Source organism: Stenotrophomonas sp. STEN021 (assembly GCF_056760175.1).
Genome location: NZ_JBRREH010000047.1, coordinates 1 through 12,348 on the forward strand (window position 1 = coordinate 1; position 12,348 = coordinate 12,348).

Below are 12,348 nucleotides of genomic sequence, written 5' to 3' on the forward strand. Positions count from 1 at the left end.
CCTCCCTCCCCCCCCCCCCCCGGCGCGCGGCCCGCGGCGTTGGCGCCGGCCCTGCTCGGGGCGGCCCCGCCGGCTTCAGGCCTCACGCGCCCGCGCGCCCCCCACTACGCTGTTGCGCCTCCCTTTGGCGAAGCCAAGAGGAGGCTTGGGGAGGGGTTGGCTTTTCGCCGCCTGATGTATCTGTGGCTTCGCGGCTTACGCCGCTCCCACACCCTGGGGAAAGCCCCTCGCCGTGCATGGCCCTGCACCACAATCGTGCGGGTTCTTGATATTAGTCATCGAGAAAGCAGGCCCGGTGCGTGGACCATGGAACTACCCCCAAAGCAGGATAGTTCGCACCATGCTCAGCGCCACCCAACGCGACCTCATCAAAGCCACTGTTCCGCTGCTGGAAACCGGCGGCGAAGCATTGACCAAGCACTTTTACAGCCGGATGTTGAGCCAAAGCGACATCGCACGCCCGCTGTTCAATCCCAAGCACCAGAGCAGCGGCGACCAACCGCGTGCGTTGGCCAACTCGGTGCTGATGTATGCCAAGCACATCGACCGACTGGAAGCACTGGGTCCGCTGGTGGGACAGATCGTCAACAAGCACGTTGCCCTGCAGATCCTGCCGGAGCACTACCCGATCGTCGGCCACCACCTGCTGGCCTCGATCCGTGAAGTACTGGGCCCGGACATTGCCACCGACGAGATCATCGACGCCTGGGGCGCGGCCTACCAGATGCTGGCCGACCTGCTGATCGGCGCCGAGGAAGAAGTGTATGCGGCCAATGAAAAGGCCCCAGGCGGCTGGCGCGGCGCGCGCACCTTCCGCGTTGCCGAGAAGGTACCCGAGAGTGCGGAGATCACCTCCTTCCACCTGGTGCCGGTCGACGGCGGTGCGGTGGTGGACTTCAAGCCCGGCCAGTACATCGGCATGAAGCTGGAACTCGACGGCGAGGAAACCCGTCGCAACTATTCCCTGTCGCGTGCAGCCAACGGCGTCGGCTACCGCATCAGCGTCAAGCGCGAAGGCAATGGCAAGGTATCCAACCATCTGCATGACAACGTGCAGATCGGCGACACGCTGGAGCTGTTCGCCCCGGCCGGTGATTTCACCCTGGTGGCCAGCGAGCGCCCGGTTGCCTTCATCAGCGGCGGCGTCGGCATCACCCCGACCCTGCCGATGCTGGAGCAGGCGCTGGCCAGCGGTCGCCAGGTGCATTTCATCCATTGCGCCCGCAATGGCCAGGTGCATGCGTTCCGCGAGTTCATCGCCGACAAGCAGAAGCAGCACCCCCAGCTGCACAGCTACACCTGCTACAGCGAAGCGCTGCCGGGTGATGCTGGCGACGCCGAAGGCTTCCTCAGCCGCGAGCTGCTGGAGCAATGGTTGCCGGCCGAGCGCGACGTCGACGCCTACTTCCTCGGCCCGAAGCCGTTCATGGCGCAGGTGAAGAAGCTGCTGCGTGATGTAGGCGTGCCGGAAGCGCAGAGCCGTTACGAGTTCTTTGGCCCGGCCGCGGCACTGGAAGCCTGAGCCGCGTCATCGCAAGGTATGTGAGGTAGGAGGCCGGCGGGGAAACCCGCTGGCCTTCTTTGTTGTGGCGGCTACGCAACCGCTTGCGACAGCGCTAGGATGCGGCATCGCTCGTCGCCAAGGGGAAGTGCATGAACGTCCATGCCGTGGTGTTGGCCGCTGTATCAAGCTTTCTGCTGGGTGGCTTGTGGTACTCACCCGTCCTGTTCGGCCGTGCCTGGAACCGCGAGAACGGCGGCGAAGTGCCACAAGGCCATCCGGGCAAGGTGTTTGGCGTGGCGTTCGTGTTCTCGCTGGTGGCGGCGTTTGCCTTCGCCTGGTTTGTCGGCCCGCAGCCGGAGCTGCGCAAGGCCTTGTTGTGCGGTCTGGTGGCCGGCTTCGGCATCGTCGCGGCGAGCTTCGGCATCAACTACCAGTTCGCCCAGCGCAGCGGAAAACTGTGGGCAATCGACGGCGGCTACCACACCGCCCAGTTCCTGCTGTTCGGCCTGATCCTGGGGCTGTGGCACTAGTCACACCGGCTCGGGGCCGCCGCCAATCGCCGCTCTCCGGCGGATGACGCAAGCGTGCTTGCACGCCACTGCGCGGAACCGCTCGTTGAGCCGGCAGACAACCACCGTGGGCTGCGAAACCGCTGCAACAGCACCGCAAGCGAAGCACCACTAAGGTTTTGCGGGCAAGCTGTGCCGCCGATGGCAAATTTGATTACTTGTTCTCGCTACACATGTTGGAACAGAATTTGCCAACATGGATCCTGCGGACAAGAATTCAAACGTCTTCCACGCAGGCATATGACGGGCAATCAGGCTAGCCGAAATCATCAGCCAACCTTGACAGCCAAACCTCCGTGGAATGCACAAGGCGTCACGCATGACTGCGCTTTGGCGCTATCCACACCTGCCGGCACCGGCAGGTAAACATCGAAAACCGTCCCCATGGGCGAACGCCATCCGGCAACGCAGTCTGCAGTCAATGGAGGCATTCCATTGGCGCTGTCACAGCGTGCCGGTGCAGCTACCGGAGCCGTATCTGTACAGGCTCCTCATGCCCATCGTTTCAAGGAAGAAAATTGTTCATCAAAACTGATCGACTGGATGACGCGGTGCTGGCGAAGGCCGTATGTGAGGAGGTTCTGGCGGTACAGGTGAAGCAGTTCATCCCCAGGGAAACTGCAATGCAGCTTGGCCAGCGCATCCTCGGGCAGGGATTCGACAGTTACGTCAATGCACCCGATATCGGCAGGATAGGCATGGCGCTCTATGAGACAGAGAATGTTCCCGCCCGCCTCAATGCCTACTTCGAGACAGCGCTGGACAACATCAACGCACTACGGAAGCGGTGCATGCCGTATGCCTCCCCAATGGATGTTCTCCGCTGCACACTGGACGAAACATGGCCCGCTGGCGCCCAGCTGGAACAGCTGTACGGGCGGAAAATGTATGTGGGTCTGTCACGAATTGTCCAACCTGGGGTGGAGTTTCTCGCCCACCACGACATTTTCGCGAAGGACGCCCCCGAGACGTTCCGGTCGCATAGTCTTGCTTCGCAGCTGGCAGCAAATATCTACCTCACAATGCCCACAGACGGTGGCGGCCTGCAAATATGGCAATCGGCGATATCCGCTGAGGAGTTTGATGCCATGCGCGGCAATAGCTACGGCATAGATCCGTTGATCCTCGGCACGCCGACATTGCAGATCCAGCCCGAGGAGGGCGACCTGATTCTGTTCAACTCACGGCGTATGCATGCCGTCACACCCGGGACGGACAAGCCTCGCCTGAGTCTGTCCTGCTTTGTCGGCTACCGTGGCATGGCCACACCACTCACGCTCTGGAGCTGACCGGTGGACGGCTATCTCCATGAATTCTTCTCGCTGGCGGTCATTCACCTGTTGGCAGTCATTGCACCGGGCCCGGACTTTGCCGTTACCGTGCGACAAAGCATCCGGTACGGAAGATGGGCCGGGGTCCAAGTGGCAATCGGCATTGGCGCAGGTATTTCCGTGCATGTTCTGTACACGCTGCTCGGCGTGGGAGCGTTGTTGCATGCCAATGCACGGTTGATGACCGCAACCAAAATTCTCGGTGCGACCTATCTTCTCTATCTGGTGTTTTCATTCCTGCGAAGTGCCGGCCGTACCTCCACCGCCGGAAAACCCGACGACGCGGGGGCTCCCGCACTGGGCTGGCGCAGGTCATTTCTGCTTGGCTTCGTCACCAATGCGACCAACCCCAAGGCGACACTGTTCTTCCTGGCGATCTTCACCACGGTCGTCAGCGCGGGAACACCATTGAAAGTCCAAGCCCTCTACGGAATCTGGATGTGCCTGGTCAATGCGGGCTGGTTCGTGCTGGTAAGTGTGTTGTTTACCCAGCAGGTGGTACGCGATCGGTTTCTGCGCATGGGCGGCTGGCTGGAAGGCGGGATGGCGCTTGTTTTCCTTGTGTTCGCCGGACGCCTTTTTTGGGAAGTGGCTGGCGGCTAAGCGATCTTCATCGGCCACCGGGCCGTACATGACTTGCCAGAGTGGGTGCCATCACTGGATTCCAACGCGCTGTTGCGGGTCCAGCTCCCACTCCCCGGATCAGCACTGAAAAGCCCGGGCAGTCGAGAGCTTCCCGGACTTCCACGCCCAGCCCCGCACGGAGTGAGTTAAACCAGGTTCGCGCGCAGCCAGCGCATCACGGTCTCAACCACACCCAGCTTCTGCGGCACATCCAAACCAAGCGCCCGCGCAAAGCCATCGGCGTTGCGAATGAACGATTGACGTGCGATCCGCTGCGCCTGCTGCACCGTCGACTGTTGCCGACGCAGCTGTACGATCTGTACCGATGGCCTTCCTGGCGGCGCGAATTTCTGGAAACGGCGCAGCTCGTCGGCCACCAAGCCAACGTCCGTGTCTGCCTTGAGCAGATGCTCGCCGGCCTGCAACAGCAGCTCCAGCGCCTGCCCTGCAGCGGTCAGCGCATTGTCGCCGGCAGCGAACATTGTCAGTGCAGCCGACATGGTCAGCACGCTATCGCGCTGCTGCAGGCGCTGTAGCTGTGCTGTCCATGGGAAGGCTGCGTGGGGAGTGGCCATGGTGGTCGGGATTCAAGGAAGGGCGGCGAACTTTACGGGTTGGCGGAGGCTTGTACCAGCGGGGAGATTTTCCCTCACCCGATAACCCGCTTGAACGGCGGCAGGGAATCAATGATCCGCTTGCCATACCTGCGCGTCAGCAAACGCGAATCCAGAATGATCACCCGCCCGGTATCGGTGGACGTACGAATCAAACGCCCGGAAAACTGGGTCAAGGTGCGCAACGCATGCGGGATCGCGATCAGGTTGAATGAGTTCAAACCACGACTCTCGAACCACTCGCTCAAGGTCGAGGTCTGCGGATCGGTTGGCACAGCAAACGGTACCTGGGTGATCACTACCGTGGTACAGGCCTCGCCCGGCAGGTCCAGGCCTTCACCAAACGAATTCAAACCGAACAGTACCGAGCCCTCGCCCGCCGAGGTGCGCTTGATGTGCTCGTCGATCATCTTCTGCTTGGCGCCGTCGCCCTGCACCAACACCTTTTTGCGCAGCGTCGCCGGCATCAGCTCGGCTACTTTTTCCATCTTCCAGCGCGAGGTGAACAGGACCATGCTGCCCTTGTCCCAATCCAACTCAGCGGCCAGATACTTGGCTATTTCCTTGGGATGGCGCTCACGGTCTTCCGGCGTCACCGGGAACTGCGGCACAATCAGTTCAGCCTGGTTCGGCAGGTCGAACGGTGAGGCCAGCGACACCATCTCTGCTTCCTCGGGAATGCCGTTGTCGATTGCCAGCGACTGGAAATCGCCACCGCCGGTCAGCGTCGCCGAGGTCATCACCACCGAGTCCACTTCATCCCACAGCAGCTTGCGCAGCACCATCGCCGCCGACACCGGCGAGCAATGCAGGATGTAGTCGCCATCGCGTGACATGGTTACCCAGCGGGCGATCGGCGGCTGGCCTTCCTTGTCCTCGCGGCGCCAGCCGGCCCACAGGTTGTACTGCTGCTCGACCATTTCCTGGGCCATGCCCAGGTTGCGTTGCAGGCGTTCGACCGCTGGATCGTCCTGCTTGCCCTTGGCCACCGCCGAGGCCGCCGCCGTTGCCCAGTTGAGCAGGGTGCGGGTTTCATCGGCCAATACTTCGATGGGCTGGCGCCAGGATTCAGGCAGGCGGCCGTTGGCGGCGCGCCACATCGGCTCGCGCTCGTCGGGCTGCGGAATCCAGACATTGCCGATCTCGTCGCGGAACGCCTTCAGCAGTTTGCTCACACGCGAGGCCACGTCGATGGCTTCGTTCGGCAACAGGTTGCCGATCTTGTCCTTGTCCACCGCACGGTAAGCGCCGGCAATCAGGATCTGCAGGCGGCCGGTGCGCTTGGCCATATCGTCCAGCGGCAGGTTGGCCGCGCCCTGGTCGATGGCGACGTTGCCGATGTGATGGCCTTCGTCCAGCACCAGCAACATGTCGCCGGGCGGCGCGATCAGCGGCTGGCCGCTGTCACTGTCGCCCAGCGACAGCGCCGACAACAGCAACGCATGGTTGGTGACGATGATCTGCGCGTCGCGCACTTCGGTACGTGCACGCAATACCGGGCATTGCGCCGAATACGCGCAGCGGCGCCCGGCGCAGGCCGAGGCCGGCGTGGTGATACGCATGCGCAGCGTGGGCGTGACGTTCTCCGGCGCGTTGTCCAGATCGCCGTTCCATCGCCCTTCGATGAAGGCCTTGGTCAGCTTCTCGGCGACGTCCATTTCAATCGGCGCCAACGGCCGGTCGTAGAGCTGCACGTCGTCGCCGAACATGCCCTCCTGGACGCCCTCGCCCTGCGCTTCGGCCGCATTGCGGGTGCACAGGTAGCGGGTGCGGCCCTTGGCCAGGGCCACGGTGGCCTGCAAGCCGGTGGACTTGAGGAAGTTGGGGATGTCGCGCTCGACCAGCTGCGACTGCAGGGCCACGGTGCCGGTACTGATCACCAGCTTCTTCTTGCTGGCCAGGGCAATCGGAACGCCAGCCGTTAGATAGCCAAGGCTCTTGCCGACGCCGGTAGGTGCTTCCACCACGCCCACGCCGCCAGTGCCCAGCGCGCGCGACACCACGCCGATCATCTGGCTCTGCGAGCGGCGCGTGCTGAAGCCCGGCGTATTCGCCTGCAGCTTGCTGTAAGCGTCACGGATGCCGTTCTTGATGTCCTCGGTCAGCGCCCGTGGTGCCTCTACTTTTTCCGTCACACCAACCTGCCCGCAGCTCAATCAAGGCGGGCATTTTCCCATACCCGCCCGCATTCACCGAATGCGTTGCCGGCTCAGGGTTTGCCGGGGGCCTGCGGGCGCCGCAGGGCCTGCACCAGCGCCCAGGCCAGCATGATGTAACCCACCGCTTCCAGCAGCGCCAAACCAACATGGCCGATGCTGAGCAGCGTATTCATCGCACCCATGCCGGAATAGTTGCCGGTGGCGATAAACACCAGCGGGATTGCCGTCAGCCCACCGCCTATCAGGGTGACCGCCAGCAGCAGCGACAGTGCACCCAATGCCACGCTGCGTACTTTGCCACGCGGGGTATCGAGCAGCATTACCACGGCAACACCAAGGGCAATCATGATTGGCAGGCGGTAGCCGATGGAAACCAGCAGGGTCGTCAGCAATTCAGTTGGTTCCATGACCGGCCTCAGTCCGCAGTGACCAGCAGCGCATCACCGGCGCGCAGTTCGGCATAGATCGCATCGGTCTCCGGGCGCATGCCATGCCACTGCTGGAAACTCTCGGCGGCCTGCTCGACCAACATCCCCAGGCCATCAAAGCTGTTGCGGCAACCCGCCGCGCGCGCCCAGGCCAGGAACGGGATCGATGCCTCACCGTAATTCAGGTCCACCGCCGTGGTCATGCTGTTGACCAGCGACAGCGGCAGGTTGAAACCGCTGCCCTCGCCGCGCGCGGCCGAGGTGGCATTGATGATCAGCTCGAAATCGCCCTGCTCGCGCAGGTCATCCCAATACGCGGAGATGGCGCGGCCGGGTTCGCTCATTGCATCGACCAGTGCATCGGCGCGTTCGGGCGAACGGTTGACCACGATCAGTTCGAGAATGCCGGCATCCAGCAGCGCCGGTGCAACACCGCGTGCGGCACCACCGGCACCGAGCAGCAGCACCCGACGGCCGCGCAGGTCCAGACCGTGACGACCGGTGAGGTCACGCACCAGGCCGATGCCGTCGGTATTGTCGCCATGCCAGCGATCACCCTTGCGCAGCAGCGTGTTGACCGCACCGGCGCGATGCGCGCGCGAAGTAGTGGTGGTACACAGCGCGAACGCGGCTTCCTTATGTGGCAGGGTCACGTTGGCGCCGACGCCGCCGTCAGCGGCAAAGGCTTCCAGCGCCGCCACGAAATCTTCGGGCGAGGCCTCGATGGCGCGGTAATCCACGGCGATGCCATGTGCCTTGCCGAACGCGGACTGGATGCGCGGCGACTGCGAATGGGCGATGGGCTGGCCGAAAACTGCGTAGCGTGGAGCGCTCATTGTGATCCTCTGCATGACCTAGACTGGACGCGACTTTACTTGCTGGACCCGTATGCGGACCCGTCACTTGCTGCTCGCGCTGACCCTGAGTTTACCCTTTAGCCCCATTGCCTCGGCGCTTTCCGAGTTCGGCATCGAAGGCATGGGGGTAGTTTCCACCCGTGCAGATGAAATCCGCGCCACCGTCTCGGCGGACGGGCAACGCGTCATCTGGGCCAGCAACCGCGAGGGCGGCGCGGGCGGTTGGGACCTGTGGCAGGCGACGCTGCAGGACAAGCGCTGGATGGAGCCGCAGCCGTTGGCCTTGAACAGCGCCGCGGACGACGTCGATCCCTTTCTCAGCGCGGACGGCCATTGGTTGTACTTCGCCTCCAACCGCAAAGGCGGCCATGGCGGCTTTGATCTATACCGGGCGCAGGTTGCAGCCGATGGCAGCCTGGGCCAAGCGCAGAACCTGGGGCCGGCAGTGAACGGCAGGCAGGACGAGCGCTCACCGGCGCTGGCCGACGATGGCCGACTGTTGTTTTCGAGCAATCGTGCGGGCGGCAACGGCGGCTGGGATCTGTGGCGTGCACCCGCTGCAGGCGATGGTTTTGCCGCACCGGCGGCCTTGGCCGGCGTCAACACCGCTGCCGACGAGCTGGATGCGAGCTGGCTGGGCGGCGGCCGTGGCGTGGTGTTTGCCCGCGCCAACGCGACGGGCGGCGCTCAGTTGTGGCTGTCGCAGTGCAGACAGGGGCAATGGGCTGAGGCGACGCTGCTGGGCTTGTCGTTCAACAGCGCTGATGGCGATACGCGTGGCGCGGTGATTGATGCCAACAAGCCCGGTGAACTGGTGGTCAGCGGCAAGGCGCGCTCACCACGGGCCGGCGGCATGGATCTTTACCGGATGAAGGCGCCGCTGGTTGATGGGGATGATTCTTGTCGGTGAGATTTTGGCGGTGAGGCAAGAGCAAAAGCTCACCCCTCCCCAGCCCTCCCCTTCGCTGCGCGAAAGGGAGGGAGACAAGCGATCCGCCCCCTCCCTTTGGCCGCAGGCCAAGGGGAGGGTTGGGGAGGGGTGCTTCTGCTCTACCGCTTTTAGCTTTTAGCTTTTAGCTCCAGCCAACACCGCAGCACGCATCGCCTCGTACTCCGCCTCACCAATCTGCCCACCTTGCCTGCGCAGCTCCAGCGCACGCAGCCTGGCATCGACATCGCCACCCTGCGCTGCCTCGCGCTGCAGCCGCTCTGCGGCCGAGTGCAGCTGCGGAGGGCGCTTGCCGGCGCGCACGATGGCGGCGATGAACACGCCGATCGCCACCGCGAACAGCAGTACGCCGATCAGCCATACCGCCCAGTTGTAACCTTCAAGACCGGGAACATTCATCTCACGCCTCCTTCAGCCAACGCGCGATCTGCGGCGCGTAGTAGGTCAGCACACCATCAGCGCCCGCGCGCTTGAAGCCGATCATGGTCTCCATCACGCACTTGCGTTCATCCAGCCAGCCATTGGCAGCGGCCGCCTTCAACATCGCGTACTCGCCACTGACGTGATACGCGAAGGTCGGCACGCCGAACTCGGTCTTCACCCGACGCACGATATCCAGGTAGGGCATGCCCGGCTTGACCATCACCATGTCCGCGCCTTCGTCCAGGTCCAGCGCGATCTCGCGCATGGCCTCGTCGCTGTTTGCGGGGTCCATCTGGTAGGTCTTCTTGTCGGCCTTGCCCAGGCTGCCCGAGCTGCCCACCGCATCGCGGAACGGACCGTAGAAAGCCGAGGCGTACTTGGCCGAATAGGCCATGATGCGAGCGTTGATGTGGCGTGCATCATCCAGCGCGGTGCGGATAGCGCCGATGCGGCCATCCATCATGTCCGATGGCGAGATGATGTCCACGCCGGCTTCGGCATGCGACAGCGATTGCTTGACCAGCGCTTCGACGGTGATGTCGTTGAGCACATAGCCGGTGTCGTCGATGATGCCGTCCTGGCCGTGCGTGGTGTACGGGTCCAAGGCCACATCGGTCATCACCCCCAGCTCGGGGAAGCGCTGCTTCAGCGCGCGTACCGCACGCTGCGCCAGGCCTTCGGGATTCCAGGCTTCAGCCGCGTCCAGCGACTTGCGCGAGGGGTCGATCACCGGGAACAGGTCGATCACCGGCACGCCCAGTTCCAACGCCTGCTCGGCTTCGCGCAGCAGTTCGTCGATGGACATGCGGTCCACGCCCGGCATCGATGCCACCGCCGCGCGGCCTTCCAACTCATGCACGAACACCGGCCAGATCAGGTCGTTGCTGGTCAGCGTGTTTTCGCGCATCAAACGGCGCGAGAACTCATCGTGGCGCATGCGCCGCGGGCGGTATTGGGGATGGATCATCGCGGTACTCCTTGATTCCGGAAACGGGGCTTACTGCAGCCTGTAACCCTGCGGCTGCAGTGGCTCGGGCAGCGGGCCATGGCCCAAGGCGTCGAGCAGATCGATTTCGATGGTACGCACCATGGCGTCCAGCGGCAGGTCGTTGGGTTCGATGCCGAACGGCTCCTCCATCTCCTCGCCGAGCTGGTCCAGGCCGAAGAAGGCATAGGCCAGCAGCATCGACACCACCGGCGTGGCCCAGCCCAATGCGCCAGCCAGACCAAACGGCAGCAGCACGCAGAACAGCCACGCACAGCGGTGCAGCAGCAAGGTATAGGCGAATGGCAGTGGAGTGCCGGCGATGCGCTCGCAGCCGGCCTGCACGCTGGCCATGGCATGCAGACGCGCTTCGAACTGGGCGTAAAGATAGGGGTGCAGACGGCCTTCGCGCAGCGGCACGGCCAGTTCGCTGGCGAGCTGGTTCAGCACGCCATCGGGGACATTGCGCCGCGCCAGCACCGCGTCCTGGTCCGGCTGCAACCATGCTGCACAGGCCGCGGCCTGGTCGCGGCCACGCAGACGCGCGGCCAGGGCACTGGCAAACCCGATCACCAGGTGGGTACTGCGCTCGCGAAGTTGCGGTTCGGCGGCCAGCAGCGCAGCGGCCTCACGGGCGAAGCTGCGTGATTCGATGACCAGCTGTCCCCACAGCTTGCGGCCTTCCCACCAACGGTCGTGGCAAGCGTTGTTGCGGAAACTCAGGAAGATCGACAGCACCAGCCCCAGCAACGTGAACGGCACCACCGACAAGCCAGTACCGCCCAGCGGGTGCCAGCTGCGGCTGAACGCGGCCACCAGCACCGCCAGCGCGCCGATCGCCAGCACCTTCGGGGCGATGGCCGGCACGATGGAGCCGCGCAGGATGTACAGCAGCTGCCAGCCAGTGGGACGGGGGCGGATGATCATCGGGAAGCGGAAAACGCCTGTAACAGGCCAACGGCGCCGGAGAGCTTCCGGCCAGCCCGCGCATTTTACGCCCCCTGGCGTTACCCCGCCGGCCCAGACCACCCCTGGCTCAAAAGATGCCGCCGCCCATGCTCAAACGGATCATCCCGACAACAATGACGATGGCATTGAGCAGCAGGCCGGTTTTGGCCCGGCCGCGCTTGCTGGCGTGGGTGAACAGCAGGCCGATGGCGGCAATGATCGCACCCACGGCTGCAAATGGAATCAGGAACCAATTGCCCCAGCCCAGCAATGGAATGAAGGCCAGTACCATCCACAGCAAGGCAACAATGCCCCAGATCAGGCTGATCAGCCCCATGTGCTTTCCTCCACCAAGTACAGCCTGCAAGATAGCCGGGAACGGCTGTGGAGCAAAAGGCCCTCATCTTGGCCGGAAGTTCTCGACAGATTCAGCCAGCGCCATGGATCATCCGCAATTACCGATCACCGGGGAGTGAAACCATGAAACTTCCGCTCGCTATCGCACTATCGCTTGGCGTTGCCTTGGCCGTGGGCGGCTGCGCCAGCACCTCCAAGGTCATGCTCGGCCAGGCCCGCGCACCCGTGGACCCGGCCAGCGTGCAGATCTATTCCACTCCGCCGGCCGGTTCGGTGGAGATCGCCCAGCTCGAAAGCTCCAGCGCGGTTGGCTTCGGCACCCAGGGCCAGACCGATGCCGCCATTGCCCGGCTCAAGCGCGAGGCCGCCGCACTCGGCGCCAACGGCGTGATCCTGATGGGCGTGGGCTCCGGCGGCTCGCCGGTCGGCATGTCGGTAGGTGCGGGCAGCTATGGCCGCCACACCGCTGGCGGCCTCAGCGTCGGCATCCCCACCCAACAGAAGCGCGCCGCCGGCGTGGCGATCTGGGTGCCACCGGGCGCAGGCAAGTAAGTTTTGCTGTTTGGCCTGATACGACAAGGGCGCCGTTCGGCGCCCTTG

General features: G+C 63.9%; 14 protein-coding genes. 6 read left to right on the forward strand and 8 right to left on the reverse strand.

Annotation, left to right across the window (positions count from 1 at the left end; translation table 11 throughout):
- The first annotated feature begins 340 nt into the window (after positions 1-340).
- The 4 genes from hmpA to ACVOL0_RS11585 all read left to right on the forward strand — a co-directional run bounded on the left by hmpA (position 341) and on the right by ACVOL0_RS11585 (position 4,007).
- Positions 341-1,522, forward strand: coding sequence for an NO-inducible flavohemoprotein (gene hmpA / locus ACVOL0_RS11570; RefSeq protein WP_481549230.1), 1,182 nt, complete (start codon positions 341-343; stop codon positions 1,520-1,522).
- A 131-nt stretch (positions 1,523-1,653) separates the two neighbouring features.
- The gene (locus ACVOL0_RS11575) at positions 1,654-2,034 is read left to right on the forward strand and encodes a DUF1761 domain-containing protein (RefSeq protein ID WP_481549231.1); all 381 of its coding nucleotides are present in this window, start codon (positions 1,654-1,656) and stop codon (positions 2,032-2,034) included.
- A 557-nt stretch (positions 2,035-2,591) separates the two neighbouring features.
- Positions 2,592-3,362, forward strand: coding sequence for a 2OG-Fe(II) oxygenase (locus ACVOL0_RS11580; RefSeq protein ID WP_481549232.1), 771 nt, complete (start codon positions 2,592-2,594; stop codon positions 3,360-3,362).
- A 3-nt stretch (positions 3,363-3,365) separates the two neighbouring features.
- Complete coding sequence (locus ACVOL0_RS11585; RefSeq protein ID WP_481549233.1) at positions 3,366-4,007, forward strand: LysE family translocator; 642 nt, start codon at positions 3,366-3,368, stop codon at positions 4,005-4,007.
- A gap of 167 nt (positions 4,008-4,174) precedes the next feature.
- On the opposite strand, the gene ACVOL0_RS11590 is transcribed toward ACVOL0_RS11585, so the two are convergent.
- The 4 genes from ACVOL0_RS11590 to aroE form a co-directional block, all read right to left on the reverse strand.
- Positions 4,175-4,603 (reverse strand): hypothetical protein, encoded by a 429-nt coding sequence (locus tag ACVOL0_RS11590; RefSeq protein WP_481549234.1) that lies wholly within the window; start codon positions 4,601-4,603, stop codon positions 4,175-4,177.
- A gap of 74 nt (positions 4,604-4,677) precedes the next feature.
- Positions 4,678-6,777 carry an ATP-dependent DNA helicase DinG gene (dinG, locus tag ACVOL0_RS11595; protein ID WP_481549235.1) on the reverse strand — a complete coding sequence of 700 codons (2,100 nt, stop codon included), beginning with the start codon at positions 6,775-6,777 and terminating at the stop codon, positions 4,678-4,680.
- A gap of 74 nt (positions 6,778-6,851) precedes the next feature.
- A complete protein-coding gene (locus tag ACVOL0_RS11600; RefSeq protein WP_481549236.1) occupies positions 6,852-7,208 on the reverse strand; it encodes a hypothetical protein in 357 nt (118 codons plus the stop codon).
- An 8-nt stretch (positions 7,209-7,216) separates the two neighbouring features.
- Complete coding sequence (gene aroE / locus ACVOL0_RS11605; RefSeq protein WP_282269333.1) at positions 7,217-8,065, reverse strand: shikimate dehydrogenase; 849 nt, start codon at positions 8,063-8,065, stop codon at positions 7,217-7,219.
- Between the two features lie 52 nt (positions 8,066-8,117).
- Here aroE and ACVOL0_RS11610 point away from each other — a divergent pair, with 52 nt between their 5' ends.
- On the forward strand, positions 8,118-8,996 hold the full coding sequence (locus tag ACVOL0_RS11610; RefSeq protein ID WP_481549237.1) for a TolB-like protein: 879 nt from the start codon (positions 8,118-8,120) through the stop codon (positions 8,994-8,996).
- Between the two features lie 156 nt (positions 8,997-9,152).
- Here the strand turns inward: ACVOL0_RS11610 and ACVOL0_RS11615 are convergent, their stop codons facing one another.
- From ACVOL0_RS11615 to ACVOL0_RS11630, 4 genes are all read right to left on the reverse strand, one after another.
- On the reverse strand, positions 9,153-9,434 hold the full coding sequence (locus ACVOL0_RS11615; RefSeq protein WP_481549238.1) for an SHOCT domain-containing protein: 282 nt from the start codon (positions 9,432-9,434) through the stop codon (positions 9,153-9,155).
- 1 nt (position 9,435) lies between these two features.
- Positions 9,436-10,425, reverse strand: coding sequence for a porphobilinogen synthase (gene hemB / locus ACVOL0_RS11620; RefSeq protein WP_481549239.1), 990 nt, complete (start codon positions 10,423-10,425; stop codon positions 9,436-9,438).
- A 30-nt stretch (positions 10,426-10,455) separates the two neighbouring features.
- Positions 10,456-11,370, reverse strand: a complete 915-nt coding sequence (locus ACVOL0_RS11625) for a bestrophin family protein (protein WP_481549240.1) — start codon at positions 11,368-11,370, stop codon at positions 10,456-10,458.
- 109 nt (positions 11,371-11,479) lie between these two features.
- Positions 11,480-11,728: a hypothetical protein gene (locus tag ACVOL0_RS11630; RefSeq protein WP_481549241.1), complete on the reverse strand. Its 249-nt coding sequence runs from the start codon at positions 11,726-11,728 to the stop codon at positions 11,480-11,482.
- A 143-nt stretch (positions 11,729-11,871) separates the two neighbouring features.
- Here ACVOL0_RS11630 and ACVOL0_RS11635 point away from each other — a divergent pair, with 143 nt between their 5' ends.
- On the forward strand, positions 11,872-12,300 hold the full coding sequence (locus tag ACVOL0_RS11635) for a hypothetical protein (protein WP_481514938.1): 429 nt from the start codon (positions 11,872-11,874) through the stop codon (positions 12,298-12,300).
- Positions 12,301-12,348 lie beyond the last annotated feature (48 nt).